At 63.6% G+C, this 17,317-nt stretch carries 13 protein-coding genes; 10 read left to right on the forward strand and 3 right to left on the reverse strand.

Features of this window, described 5'->3' with window-relative positions; translation table 11 throughout:
* Nucleotides 1-27: 27 nt before the first annotated feature.
* Entirely contained in the window at nt 28-1,917 is a 1,890-nt protein-coding gene (locus tag NKI35_RS28945; protein ID WP_352742217.1) for a TadE/TadG family type IV pilus assembly protein, read from the reverse strand.
* Nucleotides 1,918-2,253: 336 nt separating this feature from the next.
* Here NKI35_RS28945 and NKI35_RS28950 point away from each other — a divergent pair, with 336 nt between their 5' ends.
* Together NKI35_RS28950 and NKI35_RS28955 are read left to right on the forward strand one after the other, a co-directional pair.
* Nucleotides 2,254-3,114: a TIGR01459 family HAD-type hydrolase gene (locus tag NKI35_RS28950; RefSeq protein ID WP_023715209.1), complete on the forward strand. Its 861-nt coding sequence runs from the start codon at nt 2,254-2,256 to the stop codon at nt 3,112-3,114.
* A gap of 9 nt (nt 3,115-3,123) precedes the next feature.
* Entirely contained in the window at nt 3,124-4,107 is a 984-nt protein-coding gene (locus tag NKI35_RS28955; protein ID WP_352742219.1) for a bifunctional riboflavin kinase/FAD synthetase, read from the forward strand.
* Nucleotides 4,108-4,136: 29 nt separating this feature from the next.
* On the opposite strand, the gene NKI35_RS28960 is transcribed toward NKI35_RS28955, so the two are convergent.
* Nucleotides 4,137-4,691 carry an HdeD family acid-resistance protein gene (locus NKI35_RS28960; RefSeq protein WP_023715211.1) on the reverse strand — a complete coding sequence of 185 codons (555 nt, stop codon included), beginning with the start codon at nt 4,689-4,691 and terminating at the stop codon, nt 4,137-4,139.
* Nucleotides 4,692-4,892: 201 nt separating this feature from the next.
* On the opposite strand from NKI35_RS28960, the gene NKI35_RS28965 reads away from it, so the two are divergent.
* The 3 genes from NKI35_RS28965 to NKI35_RS28975 all read left to right on the forward strand — a co-directional run bounded on the left by NKI35_RS28965 (nt 4,893) and on the right by NKI35_RS28975 (nt 9,797).
* On the forward strand, nt 4,893-5,699 hold the full coding sequence (locus NKI35_RS28965) for a MipA/OmpV family protein (protein WP_352742221.1): 807 nt from the start codon (nt 4,893-4,895) through the stop codon (nt 5,697-5,699).
* A 232-nt stretch (nt 5,700-5,931) separates the two neighbouring features.
* Nucleotides 5,932-8,913 carry an isoleucine--tRNA ligase gene (gene ileS / locus NKI35_RS28970; RefSeq protein ID WP_352742223.1) on the forward strand — a complete coding sequence of 994 codons (2,982 nt, stop codon included), beginning with the start codon at nt 5,932-5,934 and terminating at the stop codon, nt 8,911-8,913.
* A gap of 200 nt (nt 8,914-9,113) precedes the next feature.
* Complete coding sequence (locus tag NKI35_RS28975; RefSeq protein ID WP_023671541.1) at nt 9,114-9,797, forward strand: hypothetical protein; 684 nt, start codon at nt 9,114-9,116, stop codon at nt 9,795-9,797.
* 28 nt (nt 9,798-9,825) lie between these two features.
* Here the strand turns inward: NKI35_RS28975 and NKI35_RS28980 are convergent, their stop codons facing one another.
* Nucleotides 9,826-10,278, reverse strand: a complete 453-nt coding sequence (locus NKI35_RS28980) for a nucleoside deaminase (RefSeq protein WP_352742225.1) — start codon at nt 10,276-10,278, stop codon at nt 9,826-9,828.
* A 180-nt stretch (nt 10,279-10,458) separates the two neighbouring features.
* On the opposite strand from NKI35_RS28980, the gene NKI35_RS28985 reads away from it, so the two are divergent.
* The 5 genes from NKI35_RS28985 to NKI35_RS29005 all read left to right on the forward strand — a co-directional run bounded on the left by NKI35_RS28985 (nt 10,459) and on the right by NKI35_RS29005 (nt 17,118).
* A complete protein-coding gene (locus NKI35_RS28985) occupies nt 10,459-12,642 on the forward strand; it encodes a pseudouridine synthase (protein WP_352742227.1) in 2,184 nt (727 codons plus the stop codon).
* A gap of 47 nt (nt 12,643-12,689) precedes the next feature.
* The gene (rsmD, locus tag NKI35_RS28990; RefSeq protein WP_023671544.1) at nt 12,690-13,244 is read left to right on the forward strand and encodes a 16S rRNA (guanine(966)-N(2))-methyltransferase RsmD; all 555 of its coding nucleotides are present in this window, start codon (nt 12,690-12,692) and stop codon (nt 13,242-13,244) included.
* 96 nt (nt 13,245-13,340) lie between these two features.
* Entirely contained in the window at nt 13,341-14,696 is a 1,356-nt protein-coding gene (locus tag NKI35_RS28995; RefSeq protein ID WP_031209167.1) for a M16 family metallopeptidase, read from the forward strand.
* A gap of 188 nt (nt 14,697-14,884) precedes the next feature.
* Nucleotides 14,885-16,261: a M16 family metallopeptidase gene (locus NKI35_RS29000; RefSeq protein ID WP_352652139.1), complete on the forward strand. Its 1,377-nt coding sequence runs from the start codon at nt 14,885-14,887 to the stop codon at nt 16,259-16,261.
* Entirely contained in the window at nt 16,258-17,118 is an 861-nt protein-coding gene (locus tag NKI35_RS29005) for a patatin-like phospholipase family protein (RefSeq protein ID WP_352638799.1), read from the forward strand. The genes NKI35_RS29000 and NKI35_RS29005 overlap by 4 nt, the downstream gene beginning before the upstream one ends.
* Nucleotides 17,119-17,317 lie beyond the last annotated feature (199 nt).

Raw genomic sequence — 17,317 nt, forward strand, 5'->3', positions numbered from 1 at the left:
AGCGCCTTGTTCGAAAGATCGCGCCGATCAGCTGACGATGCGCAGGTTCGACAGTTCGTCGGCGATTTCCTTGAAACTTTGCGACAAGGTGGCGCCGGTCGCGTTCCAGTACAGCTTCGCCGGTTTGCTCGGGTCGGTCGGATCCTTGCGGAAGCGCGAATCCGAGGAGCATTTCTTGAGCGCATCTATGGCAGTCTTTTCCGCCGGCTTGGAACTAACAAGGTCGAGCGAGACGGTCATCAAGAGAATGTTCGAATTCTTCGCATTGGCGCAAAGGGTTTGCATCTGCTCGTCAAGCGCGGCCGTGTAGTTGGTCGCCGTATAGGTTGTCTTGGCGACGGTCGTGTTGACGAACAGGCGGGTCGCAGGCTCCACTGGCTTCGGAAAATTAGGGCCGGTGTAGCCATAGGCGGCGTAGGTCGATCCATTCTTGGCGTAGTTGCTGGTCATGTCGTTGCTGGGGCCGATGCTGTAGGTGTTGGCGCCGTCGGTCAGGACGATGACCACTTTGTCGTTGCCTCTTTCGGTGTTCGGCCGGCCTTGCGTAAAAGGCTCGTTGCTCGACACCGTCCGCCAGCCCCAGGCCAGCCCTTCCGGCACGTTGGTGTTGCCCGTCGGGGCCATGGCATTGATGGCATCCGTCAGGATTTTCTTGCCATCGGTGGTGGTTATGTCCTGCAACGGCGTGATCGCGGCGGTCGTGCATGCCGAATTGGGTCCATCATCGGCCGCAGCGGCTGCTGCGTCCCAGGGCTTTGTCAGAAAATACTTGCGCATATCCGCCTGGCGTTTGGGGACAGTCAGCGTGTCGGAATAATCGATCCACCAATTGTTGGCGTAACCCCACGTCGATGTGCTGGTGCGAGTTGTGTCGGTCCAGAAATTGCCAGCTTCGTCCGGCGCGAACATCGGCACGAACATGGTGGCGGGCGTGCCAGTGGTCGGCGACGTGTCGTCGTCATTATAGGGATACGGCCTCGCCTCCACGCAGCCCTTCCAGGCTTCGTATTTGGCGACGACGGAGGTCTTGCAAGTGCCGTTCGAGTTTTTCTTCGTACAGGTCGTTGCCATCATGTCCTGATAGAGGGTGAAACGCGTCATCTCCTTGTCTTTGTCAGTGCCCCAGCCCGTGCCGCGCTGGTAGTAAACGCTGCCTACTTTTTCGATCCATTTGGTGGCATTTGCCGCCGCTGTCATCGTCGACCAATCGAAGTTCTGATGATGGATCGGGGAAATGCCGGTCGTGTCCAGCCACGTCGGCAATGGAGCCGGGGGGATCGGAGCGCCGACATTGACCGACGCAGAAAACGGGACCAGCGAGAACTGCACCGGCTTGGTCACCTGTTTCATTTGTGCGGCCTGGAGCGCCATTGTATTGACAAGCTCGGTCGCGGCCTTCTTGAGCAAATCTATTCGCGGCTGGCCGGTGCCGGAGCCGTTGATGCTCATGGAGCCGGAATTGTCGAGCACGAGAGACACTTCCAGCGTGTTCTTGAGGCGGATCTCGGAGCACGCGGAGGTTTTGGCATCGGTGGACGTTCTTCCGATCAGCATGGCCGCCACCGGCAGGAAATAGGGGTGGAACGTCAAACTGGCGCACAGCTTCAGCGTGCCGCCACCTGCGTTGTTGTTGGGCAGCGTCACCGTCAGGGCCGTATTGGCCGAGCTGACCTTTCCGAGATTGGCTTCGAAGAAATCCTTCGCATAGGCCTTGACTGCCGTGTCGGTCGCCCCGGTGACGATCTGCTGTGCCGTGGCAATCCCAGCGGCATCCAGCGCGTTCAGCATGTTCTGCTTCTGGCGCAGGAGATCGGTGTAGTCGATTGCAAGCGCCAGCGCGCCCATCAAGGGCACCATGGTGATCACTGTCATCAAGGCATAGTTGCCGCGTCTGTCGTTCAGAAATCTGCGGATCATGCCTTCAGCACCCCTGCCAGGACCCAATATCGGTCCGAAGATGCCCACAAAATCGTTAAATTTCAGGTTGCTGAAATGCGTTCAACATAGGCCCATCTTTTCAAGGCTCGTTAACCACTCGGCCCTGGTGATCAGCGGTGCGACATTGTTTCGATCGACCGAAGCTGGGGAAGGGTGGTTCCTGCCCGTTGCAACCCTTTGATCAGCCCGTTGCGCAACAGCCTCGCAAGTGCCGAAAAGCTGGTGACAGGATGAAACGCTTCGGTTAATGCGGGGCCGGTTGCGGCGGACCGTCGGCTGCAGCTCTCGCAATGATCGTCACAGCAGGAAAACGGCATGGCGGATTCGCCTGACATCATCGGCTCGCTCGCGGATTTGTCGGGCGCCTACTCGGCCATCCTGTGCGATGTCTGGGGCGTGATCCACAATGGCGAATGGCATTTTCCGGCGGCTGCCGAAGCGCTCGCCGCCGCGCGTGCGGCGAAGGTCCCGGTCGTCCTGATCACCAACTCGCCGCGCCGCAATGCCGATGTGGTGGCGCAGATGAATGCGATCGGCGTTCCCGCCGCCGCCTACGACCGCGTCGTGACCTCAGGCGATGTGACCCGCGACCTTATCGCCGAAGGCCCACGAAAAATCTTCCATATCGGCGCCGACCGCGATTTCACCCTCTATGACGGTCTCGACATCGAGCTCGTCGAGGAGTTCGAGGCCTCCGGCGCGGTCTGCACCGGGCTGTTCGACGACGAGGTGGAAACGCCTGAGGATTACGCCGATCTGCTGCGCCGGCTGCGCGCCAGGAACCTGCCTTTCATCTGCGCCAATCCCGACATCGTGGTCGAACGCGGCGAGCGCATGATCTGGTGCGCCGGCGCCTTGGCGCGCGACTATGCCCAGCTTGGCGGCCGCACGCTGATCGCCGGAAAACCTTATGCGCCGGTCTATGACGTAGCGCTGCGGGAGGTTGCCGTGCTTCTCGGCCGAGACGTCGCGCGCACCGAGGTGCTGGCCATCGGCGACGGCATGATGACCGACGTCAAGGGCGCCGCCGACAACGGCATCGACGTGCTTTACGTCTCGGGCGGCATTCACGCGCGCGACTATGGCGATCCCATGCAGCCGGACCCCGCCAGGCTTGCAGCCTTTCTGCAAAAGCACGGCTACCGGCCGGTCGCCGTCATTCCGAGACTGCGGTAGGGTTGCTGCATGAGCGCAGCTTTCGAACACATTTCAGCAACCGCGCCGCTGCCGCCGCATTTGCGCGGCGGCGTGGTGGCGATCGGCAATTTCGACGGCGTCCATCGCGGCCACCAGGCGGTGCTCGATCGCGCGCTTGCCGAAGCCGGGCGGCGCGGCGTGCCGGCGCTGGTGCTGACCTTCGAGCCGCATCCGCGAAAAGTGTTCAGGCCCGATATGCCGCTGTTCGTATTGACGCCGCCGCCGATGAAGGCGCGGCTGCTGTCGCATCTGGGCTTTGCCGCACTCGTCGAACAGCCGTTCACGCGCGCCTTTGCCGGCCTGTCGGCCGAGGCTTTCGTGACCGATGTGCTGGAGACGAACCTCGGCATCACCCATGCCGTCACCGGCTTCGATTTTCACTTCGGCAAGGACCGGCAGGGCGGTCCTGCGTTTCTGATGGCGGCAGGCGAGCGCCATGGTTTCGGCGTCACCCTGGTCGACGCCTTTCGCGACGAGGGCGCCGAGGTGGTGTCGTCGAGCCGTATCCGCGAGCTGCTCTGCGAGGGAGAGGTCGCCGAGGCAGCAGGCCTGCTCGGCTACCGCTTCACCGTCGAAAGCGAAGTGATCGGCGGCCAGCAGCTCGGCCGCACGCTCTGCTTCCCGACAGCCAACATGAGGCTTTCGCCGGAAACGACTCTGAAGGAAGGGATTTATGCCGTCCGCTTTCGCCGCGCCGACGGCACGCTCTATGATAGTGTCGCCAGCTTCGGGCGTCGCCCGACTGTCGACGACAATGGCGCGCCGCTGCTCGAAACCTTCGTCTTCGACTTTGCCGGCGATCTCTATGGTGAGATCTGCGACGTATCGTTCTTCGGCTTTTTGCGCCCCGAGGTGAAGTTCGATGGGCTCGATGCGCTAGTGGCACAAATGAAGCGCGACGAGGCGGAGGCGCGCGCGCTGCTGGCCGGCGTCAGGCCGCTTTCGGATCTGGACGGCGCCATCGCTTTTTGAGCCTTCCGGCCGCTTACCTCTTCAAGCCCCTACTTCTTCAACGCCAGTCCGAGAGCGATGAAGCTCCAGCCCTGGAAGATCAGGTCGATGGCCAGGAACAGGCCGAGCACCCACAGGCTGTTGACCGGCCAGCCCATGGCGATGGTCAGCCCCGCCAGCACGCTGATCAGGCCCGCCGCGACGACCCAGCCCCAGCCCTTTTCCGGTCGGTGGCTATAGCCGACCCAGGCCCTGAGCGCGCCTGAAGCGACCAGCGCCACCGCCAGCAGCAAGGTCAGCACCGTCGAGGCCAGAAGCGGATTGTCGAAGGCAAAGAAACCGGCAACGGCATAAAGTAGGCCGCTGAGCAGCCAATAGAAGAAGCGGCTCCAGCTTTTCACGCCGAAGGCATGCACGATCTCGATGATGCCGGCCATCAGCATCAGCCATCCCACGACATAGACCGAGGCGACGGTGGCGATGAACAGATTGCCGAAGGCAATGCCGCCGAAGATGAGCAGCAGCACGCCGAGCGCGACGAACCATCCCCATTTGTCTCGTGTCCGGCCGATCGCGTCTTTCAGGGTGTCACCGTGCAGGGTCATAGCCGCATCTCCTCAAAGTCACTTGCATCAAAGATCGCCTGGCTTGTCGCCGTCGCTGAGGTTAATCCCGGCGTCGGCACCCGTCCAGCGATGCCGGGCAGCTCCCAAGCCGCGATCTCTGTCTCGGATTTAAATCAAATTTTACCAAACGGCCGTCAAAGCTGGGGCAGGGCGCGGCTGTGTTGTGTTAGTGGAGTGACCATGAGTCCGGTCAGGAAAATGTCTGCGGTTGTGGCGGCGATCATGCTGGGTGCGCCCACTGTGGCAAATGCGGGCGAGGGTACTTCCGGCTGGCTCTCGGGCGACTGGTACCTGACGCTTGGCGCCACCGGTATGGTCGCGCCGAAATTCGAGGGCTCCAACAGCTATCTGCTCAGCGCATCGCCGATCATCTCGCTGGGCAAGGCCGGCCCGGCCGCGCGCTTTACCTCGCGCAACGACAACATCTCGCTGGCGCTGGTCGACGATGGCGGCGTCCGCGCCGGCCTGACCGGAAAGTTCCTGTTTTCACGCGACAGCAAGGATGAACTCAAGGGCCTCGGCCCGGTGCGCTGGGGCGGTGAGGTCGGCGGCTTCTTCGAATTCTACCCGACGGATTGGTTGCGCGCCCGCGCCGAATTGCGCCACGGCATTCGTGCCCATAATGGCTTTGTCGCCGACATCGCCGCCGATGCCTTCTACGATATCACGCCGACGGTCAGGATTTCGGGAGGCCCGCGCGTGTCCTTTGCCTCATCGAGCTATTTCGACTCCTATTATGGCGTCAACGCCAAGGAGGCTGTGGCCTCGGGCCTGAGCGAATACCATCCTGGCGGCGGCCTGAAATCGACCGGACTCGGCGGCGCCATCACCTGGAAGGTCACCGACCCGATGACCGCCAGCCTGTTCGGCGAATATGCGCGCCTGATAGGCCCGGCCGCCGATTCCAGCCTGGTCAAGGAGCGCGGCGACCGTAACCAGTTCACGGTCGGCGTCTCGACCACCTATCGCTTCGACTTCGCGATGTAAGTGAATCGAACAAGAGACGCTTTATTCCTACGGCTTTCTCCGCTAAAAGCCCGGGAATGACGAGCTTTTCACGCGTTCGCGCGCTGACGATACGAATTACAGGCCCGGTGTTCCGGGCGGCCTGAGCGCCGCCGGAGCCGCCGGGAGTTTTGCGCGCCCCCTCGCGCTTTTCCAATCATGATAGTTCACGCCCGAGCTTTTACGCCCGCCGGGCAATGCATATGGCAGACCAATGACCGACACTGTTGAAACGATCGACTATTCCAAGACGCTTTATCTGCCGCAGACGGATTTCCCGATGCGCGCCGGCTTGCCTGAAAAAGAGCCGCTGCTGGTCAAGCGCTGGCAGGATATGGACCTTTACGCCAAGCTGCGCGAGGCGGCCGCCGGCCGCGAAAAATACGTGCTGCATGACGGCCCGCCCTACGCCAATGGCAACATCCATATCGGCCACGCGCTGAATAAGATCCTCAAGGACGTCATCACCCGTTCGTTCCAGATGCGCGGCTATGACTCCAATTACGTGCCCGGCTGGGACTGCCACGGCCTGCCGATCGAATGGAAGATCGAGGAACAGTACCGCGCCAAGGGCAAGAACAAGGACGAGGTGCCGGTCAACGAGTTCCGCAAGGAATGCCGCGACTTCGCCGCGAACTGGATCACGGTGCAGGGCGGCGAGTTCCAGCGGCTCGGCGTCGTCGGCGATTTCAAGAACCCCTATACGACGATGGCTTTCCACTCGGAGTCGCGCATCGCCGGGGAGTTGTTGAAGTTCGCCATGTCCGGCCAGCTCTATCGCGGCTCCAAGCCGGTGATGTGGAGCGTGGTCGAGCGCACCGCACTGGCCGAGGCCGAGATCGAATACCAGGACTATGAGTCCGACACGATCTGGGTGAAGTTTCCAGTTGTGTCAGGATTTTGGAGCGTTGAGCACTTTGCATCAGACGCTGCACCGTCCATGCGCGTTCCGGAAAGCGTTGCACTTTTGGACAACGCCCACGTCGTCATCTGGACGACAACCCCGTGGACGATCCCCGGCAACCGTGCCGTCAACTATTCGTCACGGATCGGCTACGGCCTTTATGAAGTTACAGCAGCCGAAAATTCGTTCGGTCCACAGCCCGGTGAAAAGCTGATCTTTGCAGATGCGCTTGCCGAAGACTCCTCGGCCAAGGCCAAGGTCACCTTGAATCGGCTTCGCAGCGTTTCGGTCGAAGAGCTTGGAAGCCTTACACTTTCACATCCCTTCAAAGGTCTCGGCGGCGGCTACGAATTCGCCGTGCCGATGCTGGCCGGCGATCATGTCACCGACGACGCCGGCACCGGCTTCGTCCACACCGCGCCCGGCCATGGCCGCGAGGACTTTGATGCCTGGATGGATGCAGCATCGGATTTGCGCGCACGTGGCATCGACCCTGCCATCCCCTTCACTGTAGACGACGCCGGCTTCTTCACCAGAGACGCGCCAGGCTTCGGCCCGGACCGTGAAGGTGGCGCCGCGCGCGTCATCGACGACAACGGCAAGAAGGGCAATGCCAATCAGGCGGTCATCGACGAACTGATCAAGCGCAACGCGCTGTTCGCGCGCGGCCGGCTGAAGCATTCCTACCCGCATTCCTGGCGGTCGAAGAAGCCGATCATCTTCCGCAACACGCCGCAATGGTTCGTCTATATGGACAAGGACCTCGGCGACGGCACGACGTTGCGCAGCCGTGCGCTGAAGGCGATCGACGACACACGCTTCGTGCCGGCGGCCGGCCAGAACCGTATCCGCGCCATGATCGAGGAACGCCCGGATTGGGTCTTGTCGCGCCAGCGCGCCTGGGGCGTGCCGATCGCCGTCTTTGCCGATGAGGATGGCAACGTGCTGAAGGACGAAGCCGTCAACCAGCGCATCATGGATGCTTTCGAACAGGAAGGCGCCGACGCCTGGTTCGCTGCCGGCGCCAAGGAGCGTTTCCTCGGCAATCACGATGCCTCCAAATGGAAGCAGGTGATGGACATCCTCGACGTCTGGTTCGATTCGGGCTCGACGCATGTCTTCACGCTAGAAGACCGTCCGGACCTGAAATGGCCGGCCGACGTCTATCTCGAAGGCTCCGACCAGCATCGCGGCTGGTTCCACTCCTCGCTGCTCGAAAGCTGCGGCACCAGGGGCAGGGCGCCCTACGACACCGTCGTCACCCATGGCTTCACCATGGATGAAGAGGGGCGAAAGATGTCGAAATCGCTCGGCAACACCGTCGTGCCGCAGGACGTCATCAAGCAGTCCGGCGCCGACATTCTGCGTTTGTGGGTGGTGACGACGGACTATTGGGAAGACCAGCGTCTCGGCAAGAACGTGCTGCAGACCAACATCGATGCCTATCGCAAGCTCAGGAACACCATCCGCTGGATGCTGGGCACGCTCGCCCATGACGATGGCGAGGAAGTGCCGCTCGAAAAGATGCCGGAGCTGGAGCGGCTGATGCTGCATCGGCTGGCCGAGCTCGATGAGGTCGTGCGCTCGGGCTACGACGCGTTCGAGTTCAAACGCATCACCCGCACTTTGCTGGACTTTATGGTGGTCGAGCTGTCGGCCTTCTATTTCGACATCAGGAAGGACGCGCTCTATTGCGAGGGGCCCGGCAGCGTGAAGCGCAAGGCCTCGGTGCAAGTGGTGCGCCACCTCTTCGACTGCCTGGTGAAATGGCTGGCGCCGATGCTGCCCTTCACCACGGAAGAAGCCTGGCTCGACCGTCATCCGGATGCTGTCTCGCTGCATCTCGACCAGTTCCCCGAGATTCCGGCCGAGTGGAAGAACGAGGCACTGGCGGAAAAATGGCGCAAGGTGCGGCAGGTCCGCCGAGTCGTCACCGGCGCGCTCGAGATCGCACGCGCTCAGAAGGTCATCGGTGCCTCGCTGGAAGCCGTGCCGGTCGTGACCCTCGACGATGCCGCGCTTGAAGCCGCGATCGCCGATGTCGACATGGCCGAAATGGCGATCACCAGCGGTCTCGTCATCGCCCACGGTAAGGCGCCGGAAGGCGCCTTTGCGCTCGACGATGTCAAAGGTGTCGCGGTGGTGGTCGAAAAGGCCGAGGACCGCGGCTTGGTCAAATGCGCGCGTTCGTGGCGCTATACCGCCGATGTCGGGCAGGACGTGGAATTCCCCGACGTGTCTGCCCGCGATGCCGGCGTGCTGCATGAACTCAAGGCTCTGGGACGTTTGTGAGTGCTCAAAGCCGGTGCACAAATGCCACGGCGGGCGGGTGAAAAGCGCCCGCGCGTTGCCCTTAACGAGTGGTTGAGATAAACACGCGAAACTCCGGAAGACAAATTGTCGCCGGAATTCCGTCGCAAGAGCGTGGACGATGGGGACCGGGCCTTCGGCCGGTGACGATCGAGAGGCTGTCTAGAGTGGGACTTTTTGGCATGACCAAGAGAACTTATGCGCGCGTTGCGCTGCTGGCGCCGCTTGTCGCGTCCGGCCTCGCTCTGTCCGGTTGCATGGGTTCGCCTACCTACGGCACCGACAAGACGGCTGGCGAGCAGCTTGCCGGAGACCTTTCCGGCGCCTTCGCGATCACGCCCAAGCACAAGGAACAGATCGACTACAGGCCGCGTCCGGAGCTGGTAAAGCCGGCGCCGGGGCAGAAGGAAGTGCTGCCGCCGCCTCAGGAAAGCATCGAGACGGCGAGCACCGATTGGCCCGAATCGCCCGAGCAGCGCCGCGCCCGTCTGCGTGCCGACGCCACTGCCCACCAGGACGACCCGTCCTATCAATCGGGGATCGTCGATGACGTGCAGACCGATCCGGCTTCCGTGAAGAAGGCGCTGGCGGATTCGGGCTCCAGCCACCCGCCGGCCTGGTCGCCGAAGGATTCAGACAAGGGCCGCGCCGCGGAGATCCAGCGCCGCACCGCAGAGCAAAAGCAGGGCGATCCCAACACTCGCAGATATCTGAGCGAGCCGCCTCTGGCCTACCGAGCTGCCTCCGACACGGCGCCGCAGGGCGAACTCGGCGAGGATGAATACAAGAAGGAACGCCGCCTCAAGAAGGAAGCGGCCGCCAAGGGCAAGAGCGGCGGGCTCTTCGACTGGCTGCCCTCCTGGTAGGAACCGTCGCCTTCGGTAGCTGAAGGCTCTACGTTTCGCGTCTTTCCCGAAAGAATTCCCTGAGCAGCAGCGCCGCGTCGGCCTCGGCCATGCCCGGATAGATGTCGGGCGTATGGTGGCAGGTCGGCGAGGCGAAGAAGCGCACGCCGTTGACCACCGCGCCGCCCTTCTCGTCGGCCGCGCCGAAATAGAGCCGGCGCAGCCTGGCGAAGGAAATGGCGCCGGCGCACATGGCGCAGGGTTCCAGCGTCACATAGAGGTCGTGGCCGGTCAGCCGCTCGCTGGAGAGCGTTTGGCAGGCCGCGCGGATGGCCAGCATTTCGGCATGCGCCGTCGGATCGGCAAGTTCGCGGGTGCGGTTACCGGCGGATGCCACCACCGTGTCGCCGTTGGCGATGACGGCGCCAACCGGAACTTCTCCGCGCAAGGCGGCGGCTTGCGCCTCTTTCAGCGCCAGCGCCATGAAATCCGGCCGCTTCAAGCGGTTTCCATTCCGATTATCTCCTCGCCACTTGGCGGTGATCCTGTTATGGAGCGCGTCAACCCGAATATCGGAACAGATTTTCGGAAATGATCATGCGCCAAATCAAAGTGCTATAGCGTCCGTTGCGCGTCCGAAAGGATGCGCCACGCTGTAGCAGCGCAAAAAGGCAAAGGCCACATGGACGACAACGACAAGAAATCTCCGCGCCACAAAGGCCCGGGCAAAAGCGGCCCTGGAGCCGCGGGGCCGCGCCGCGATGGCGCGGCCGGCAAAAGCGGCAAACCCTCCTTCGGGGCCAAGAAACCCTATTCACCGCGCGGCGCCCGGCCGGCAGTGGCTGAGGGCGAGCGGCCCAAGCGCGATTTCAAAAGTGGCGACCGGCCATTCAGCAAGGGTCCGCGTCCCGAAGGCAAGCCTTTCGAAAAGCGCGAGGGACCGCGCAAGCCATATGCACCACGCGGTGACCGGCCGATGGCAGCCGAAGGCGAGCGCAAGCCGTATGAAAAGCGCGAAGGGCCGCGCAAACCCTATGCGCCGCGTGGCGATCGCCCTATGGCGGCCGAGGGTGAACGCAAGCCGTATGAAAAACGCGAGGGGCCGCGCAAGCCTTATGTACCGCGCGGCGATCGGCCGGTTGCGGCCGATGGCGAGCGGCCAAAGCGCGATTTCAAGGGCGGCGATCGGCCGTTCAGCAAGGGGCCGCGTCCCGAAGGCAAGCCTTTCGAAAAGCGTGAAGGGCCGCGCAAGCCCTACGCACCGCGTGGCGATCGGCCTGCTTCCGCCGAGGGCGAAAAGCGTTTTGACCGGCCAAAGCGCGATTTTGGCGATCGCCCGCAGCGCGACGCCGGAGATCGTCCCAAGCGTGACTTCAGCGATCGCCCCAAGCGCGATTTCGGTGGTGACCGGCCGCAAGCATCTGGCGGCGCCTTCAAGCCGCGCCGGCGTCCGGCAGATGCGGAAGAAGCCGGCGAGCGTATCGCCAAGCGGCTGGCCCGCGCCGGCCTGGCGTCGCGCCGCGACGCCGAAGACCTGATCGCGGCGGGCCGTGTCAAGGTCAACAACCGGGCTTTGACCTCGCCGGCCTTCAACGTCATGCCGGGCGACATCATCCATCTCGACGGCATGGAGATCCCGCCGATCGAGCGCACCCGCCTCTTCCTGTTTCACAAGCCTGCCGGCGTCGTTACCACCAACCGCGACCCCGAGGGCCGCAAGACCGTGTTCGACGTGCTGCCGGCCGAATTGCCACGGCTGATGACCATCGGCCGCCTCGACATCAACACCGAAGGCCTGCTGCTGCTCACCAACGATGGCGGTCTGTCGCGCGTGCTCGAACTGCCTGCCACTGGCTGGCTGCGCCGTTACCGCGTGCGCGTTCATGGCAAGGTCGAGGAAAGCATGCTCGCAGGCCTGCGTGAAGGCATTGCCGTCGACGGCGTCTTCTACGGCGCCATCGAAGCGACGCTCGATCGTGAACAAGGCACCAACGCGTGGCTGACGATCGGCCTGCGCGAAGGCAAGAACCGCGAAGTGAAGAACATCCTTGGATCGCTCGGCCTCGACGTGACGCGGCTGATCCGTATCTCCTACGGACCGTTCCAGCTCGACGATCTCGCCGAAGGCCATGTGCTGGAGATCAAGGGCCGCGTGTTGCGCGACCAGCTCGGCGAGCGACTGGTCGAGGAATCCGGCGCCAATTTCGACGCCGAGATCATCAAGCCGTTTTCCAACCAGCCGGTGCGGCGAGAGCGTGACGCGGAGCCGGAACGGCCGAAAGTCACCCGCGAGGGTGACCATCGGCCGATCGGCGAGGGCGGTCTGATCAAGAACCGCAAGCGCCGCGAAGGCAGCCGCGACGAAGCGCTCGGCAAGCTGTCGACCAGTCCCGAAAGGGGCGCGAGGCCGGAAAAGAGCTTTGGCGAACGCGGCCCGAGGCCCGAGCGCAGCGAGTTTTCGGACAAGCCGCGCAGCGAGTTTCGCGAAAAGCCGCGCGGCGATTTTGGCGACAAGCCCCGTGGAGGCTTCGGCGACAAGCCGCGCGGCGCCTTTGGTGACAAACCGCGCGGCGGCAAGAAGCCCGAGCGCGAGCAGCGGCCGATCGATCCGCCGGGCCAGCGCAAGGCTAATGTCTGGATGGCGCCGGGCGCGCGTCCGATCGGCAAGGGCAGGGCGGAAGCCGATGCCGCCAAGGCGGCCGAGGCCAAGGCGCGCAAGGCGTCATTCAAGCCGTCCTATGGCAAGCCGGCCTATGGCAAGCCGGGCGGAGCCAAGCCGTTCGGCAAGCCGGGTGGCGAGCGTCCGGATGGCGGTCGGGGCGGCGAGCGGCCACGCAACGGTCCCAAGGGCCCGAGGACCAGATGATGCCGGGACTTAAATGAGATCCGGCCTTAAATGAGACCCGGGCATAAATGAGAATCGTCGGCGGCCAATTTCGCGGGCGTCCGCTGGCGACGCCGCGCGACCATGCCATCCGCCCGACGACCGACCGCGCCCGCGAGGCCGTCTTCAACGTGTTGGCGCACCGCTTTGCCGACAAGCTCGACGGCGCGCGTGTGCTCGACCTTTTCGCCGGCACCGGCGCTCTCGGCCTCGAAGCGCTGTCGCGCGGCGCTTCCTATGGCGTCTTTATCGAAGAATCGGCCGAAGGGCGCGGCCTGATCCGCACCAATGTCGAGGCTTTTGGCCTTACCGGCCGCACCAAGATCTTCCGCCGCGACGCGACCGCCCTGGGTGAGGCCGGTACGCTTGCGGCATTCGGCCTGGTCTTCGCCGATCCGCCCTATGGCAAGGGCCTTGGCGAGCGCGCCCTGCGCTCGGCCAGGGATGGCGGCTGGTTGCTGCCCGGCGCGCTCTGCGTGGTCGAGGAAGCCGCCTCGGCGCCCTTCGAGATTGGGCCGGAATTCTCGGTGGTTGATGAACGAAACTACGGCGAGACGGTGGTCCGGTTCATCGAGCTTGCGTAAGGGCGGAGCGACCGGCGCCTTCAAAATGACGCACAATTCACTTTGCCTCCGCGGCTAACCTTGCCTATCGTCGCGCGATAACAACCGGAGCCATCAATGACATTTCATACTGAATGGCTGCGGAGAGCCTTGCTCGCCACCGCGCTGACCATGGCCGGCCCGGCCCTGGCCGCGGATGATGGCAAGGTGGCCAACTTCCTGCTCGACAATGGCATGGAGGTGGTGGTCATTCCCGATCATCGCGCCCCCATCGTAACCCATATGGTGTGGTACAAGATCGGCAGCGCCGACGAGCCGCCAGGCAAGTCCGGCATAGCGCACTTCTTCGAACACCTGATGTTCAAGGCCACGACCAACCACGCCGCGGGCGAGTTCGACCGCGCCATATCGGCCATCGGCGGCTCCAACAACGCCTTCACCTCCTATGACTACACTGCCTTCCACGAGACGGTGGCGCCCTCGGCACTTGGTGAGATGATGAGCTTCGAGGCCGATCGCATGCGCAACCTCATCTTGACCGACGAGGTCATCAAGACCGAGCGCGACGTGATCCTGGAAGAGCGCCGCGCGCGCATCGACAGCAATCCGCAGGCGGTGCTCGACGAAGAGGTCGACGCGACGCTCTGGCAGAACCAGCCCTACCGCATTCCGGTGATCGGCTGGATGCAGGAGATGGAGCAGTTGAACCGCACCGATGCGGTTGCCTTCTATGACAAATACTACCGCCCCAACAATGCGGTGCTGATCGTGGCCGGCGATGTCGAGCCGGAGGTCGTGAAGGCGCTGGCCGAAAAAACCTATGGCAAGGTCGCGCGCGGCCCGGATCTGCCCCCGCGCATCCGCCCGGTCGAGCCGGAGCAGAACACCAAGCGGACGGTGACGCTCACCGATGGGCGCGTTTCGGTGCCGAGCTTTTCGACGCAATGGGTGGTTCCGTCCTACCACACGGCAAAACCCGGCGAGGCCGAGGCGCTCGACCTGCTGGGAGAGATCCTTGGCGGCGGCAGCCGCAGCCGGCTCTACCAGCAGCTCGTGGTCAAGCAAGGCATCGCATCGGCGACCGGCGCCTTCTTCCAGGGTACGATGCTCGACGCCACCAATTTCACCGTCTATGGCGCGCCGCGCGGCGACGCCAAGCTGAGCGACGTCGAGGCGGCCGTCGACGCCGAGATCGCCCGCATCGTCAAGGACGGCGTCACCGCCGATGAGCTGGAGAAGGCCAAGGCCCGCTATATCAGGGCCATGATCTTCGCCCGCGACAAGCAGGACGAGATGGCCAATCTCTACGGCGCCGAGCTCGCCACCGGCGGCAACGTCAGGGATATCGAGGAATGGCCGGACCGCATTCGCAAGGTCACCGCCGATGAGATCAAGGCGGTCGCCGCACGCTATCTGCTGCTCGATCGTACGACGACCGGCTATCTCTTGCCGCAGCAACAGGCGGGGAATTGATGATGACGAGATTGAGCGTTAGCGCTGCCCCTCACCTGCCTGCCGGCATCCTCTCCCCGTATAGTGACGGGGAGAGGGGCGCTGTCATCGCCGATTTCGCCAACCATCAGCGTCGTAAGAAGAGCGCCAGCGTCGCGGCGAGACCCCTTCTCCCCGTCACTATACGGGGAGAAGTGCCCGGCAGCGCGATGAGGGGCGGAGCTGACCTTGGCGATCAATGGCCTTATGCGATTGCTCATAGGCGCATCGCGGTTCTCCACGCCCTCGCCACACTGTTCCTCGGCATCTTCTTCCTCATCCTGCCGGCGCTTGCCGCGCACGCGATGGACATCCAACCGGTGACCTCGTCAAAGGGCGTCAATGCCTGGCTGGTCGAGGACCACTCCATTCCGATCGTCGCCATCCGCTTCGTCTTCGATGGCGGCTCGACGCAGGATCCGGCGGGGCGGGAAGGGTTGGTCAATCTGATGACCGGCCTGTTCGACGAGGGCGCCGGCGACCTCGACAGCGAGGCCTTCCAGATCAAGCTTGACGATGCCGGCGCAGAGATGGGCTTCGAAGCGGCGCGCGACGGCACCTATGGCGCGATGCGGATGCTGGCCGAGCAGAAGGATGCGGCCTTCGACCTGCTCAGGCTGGCGGTCACCAGCCCGCGCTTCGACCAGGCGCCGATCGACCGCATCCGCGCCCAGATCCTGTCCGGCATCATCGCCAATGAGCGTGACCCCAACACCGTCGCGCAAACCAAATGGCTGCGCGCCATCTATGGCGACCATCCGTATTCCAGGCCCGACCAGGGCACCAAGGACAGCATTGCCACTATCACGGCGGCGGATCTGGCGGCCTTCCACAAGGCCAATTTCGCCCTCAGCGGCCTGCATGTCGCGGTGGTCGGCGACATCGACGCCGCGACGCTGAAGCGGAAGCTCGACGAGGTCTTCGGCGATCTGCCGGAAAAGCAGGTGCTGCAACCGGTTGCCGATACCGAGCTGAAGCTCGGCCAGCAGCTCGAGGTCGACTACGACCTGCCGCAGACCTCGCTGCAGTTTGCCTATCCCGGTGTGAAGCGCGATGCGCCGGATTTCTTCCCCGCGGTGCTGATGAACCAGATTCTCGGCGGCGGCACCTTCACCTCGCGCCTCTATGACGAGGTGCGGGAAAAGCGCGGCCTGGCCTATTCCGTCGATTCCAACCTGGTCGACCACCAGCATTCCAATGCGCTGATCATCACCACGGCGACGCGTTCCGACCGCGCCGCCGAGACGCTCGCCATCGTCAAGGAGGTGGTCAAGAAGATGGCGCAGGAGGGGCCGACCGAGGCCGAGCTGGACGCGACCAAGAAATACATGGTCGGCTCCTATGCTATCAGCAATCTGGATTCTTCCAGCGCCATTGCCGCGACCCTGGTGGAATTGCAGCTCGACAATCTCGGCATCGACTACGTGCAGCGCCGCGCGGCGCTCATCAACGGCGTGACGCTCGATCAGGTCAAGGCAGCGGCGAAGAAGCTGCTGACGCAGGCGCCCGCGATCATGAGCATCGGGCCGAAGCTGGAGGCCAAATGACAGGTCCGACTTTCGGTATCGCCTTTGGCGGCGGCGGCGCGCGCGGCCTCGCCCATATCCACATCGTCGAGGCGCTGGACGAGCTCGGCATCAAGCCCGTGGCCATCGCCGGCTCCTCGATCGGCGCCATCATGGGCGCCGGCATGGCCTCGGGCATGAGCGGCAAGGACATCGAGGACTACGCCCGCTCGATCCTCGGCCGCCGCGCCGAGGTGGCGGCGCGCATGTGGCGCTCGCGTCCCGGCACCATCGCCGAGGCGATGCAGGGCGGCATCCGAGTCAGCCAGTTCAACATAGAGCGCATCTTGAAGGCGTTCCTGCCGGAAGCCATCCCGGAAACCTTCGCCGAGCTGATGATCCCGCTCAAGGTGACGGCGACGGACTATTTCGGTCACAAGCTGGCCGTCTTCGACGAGGGCGACCTGCATTCGGCGCTCGCCGCCTCGGCTGCCATTCCCGCCGTGTTCCGCCCGGTGACGCGCGACGACCGCGTGCTGATCGACGGCGGCATCTACAATCCGGTGCCGTTCGACCTCATCGAAAACGACGCCGACATCATCATCGCCATCGACGTCGTCGGCGCGCCGAGCGAGGCCGAGCGCAAGCACCCGACCACGGTCGACCTGATGTACGGCGCGACGCAATTGATGATGCAGTCGATCATCGCCCACAAGCTGAACCAGCGCCCACCAGACATATTGATCCGCCCGCCAGTGTCGAAATACCGCGTGCTCGATTTCATGAAGATCGACACGCTGATGGCCGAGACGCAGGAGGTCAAGGACGAACTGAAGCGCGAGGTGGAAAGAGTGGTCGAGGCGCGTGCCAAGGGCAAGCGGGGGAAGAAAGTAGGGTGAGCTGCCGATCTCCCCCCTCGAGGGGGAGATGGCCGGCAGGCCAGAGGGGGTCGTCTCGCTTGAAGCTAGACCTCCTACGGTCGATAGGAGGTTGCGTCAGGACGGACCGACCCCGGTTGTGTGCGTCAAGTTCTGCAAAATGGGCGATCATGAAACTGGTCATGCGGCTTGGCGTAGAGCGAGCTTCTTGTGCTCGCGC

Source organism: Mesorhizobium sp. M0676, assembly GCF_040320535.1.
Classification (GTDB): Bacteria; Pseudomonadota; Alphaproteobacteria; order Rhizobiales; family Rhizobiaceae; genus Mesorhizobium.

Coding starts and splice junctions, on each gene's coding strand:
- NKI35_RS28995 (WP_031209167.1), top strand. CDS start 13,341: ATGACATTTCATACTGAATGGCTGCGGAGAGCCTTGCTCGCCACCGCG.
- NKI35_RS28965 (WP_352742221.1), top strand. CDS start 4,893: ATGAGTCCGGTCAGGAAAATGTCTGCGGTTGTGGCGGCGATCATGCTG.
- NKI35_RS28985 (WP_352742227.1), top strand. CDS start 10,459: ATGGACGACAACGACAAGAAATCTCCGCGCCACAAAGGCCCGGGCAAA.
- NKI35_RS28945 (WP_352742217.1), bottom strand. CDS start 1,917: ATGATCCGCAGATTTCTGAACGACAGACGCGGCAACTATGCCTTGATG.
- NKI35_RS28955 (WP_352742219.1), top strand. CDS start 3,124: ATGAGCGCAGCTTTCGAACACATTTCAGCAACCGCGCCGCTGCCGCCG.
- NKI35_RS29005 (WP_352638799.1), top strand. CDS start 16,258: ATGACAGGTCCGACTTTCGGTATCGCCTTTGGCGGCGGCGGCGCGCGC.
- rsmD (WP_023671544.1), top strand. CDS start 12,690: ATGAGAATCGTCGGCGGCCAATTTCGCGGGCGTCCGCTGGCGACGCCG.
- ileS (WP_352742223.1), top strand. CDS start 5,932: ATGACCGACACTGTTGAAACGATCGACTATTCCAAGACGCTTTATCTG.
- NKI35_RS28950 (WP_023715209.1), top strand. CDS start 2,254: ATGGCGGATTCGCCTGACATCATCGGCTCGCTCGCGGATTTGTCGGGC.
- NKI35_RS28975 (WP_023671541.1), top strand. CDS start 9,114: ATGACCAAGAGAACTTATGCGCGCGTTGCGCTGCTGGCGCCGCTTGTC.
- NKI35_RS29000 (WP_352652139.1), top strand. CDS start 14,885: ATGAGGGGCGGAGCTGACCTTGGCGATCAATGGCCTTATGCGATTGCT.
- NKI35_RS28960 (WP_023715211.1), bottom strand. CDS start 4,691: ATGACCCTGCACGGTGACACCCTGAAAGACGCGATCGGCCGGACACGA.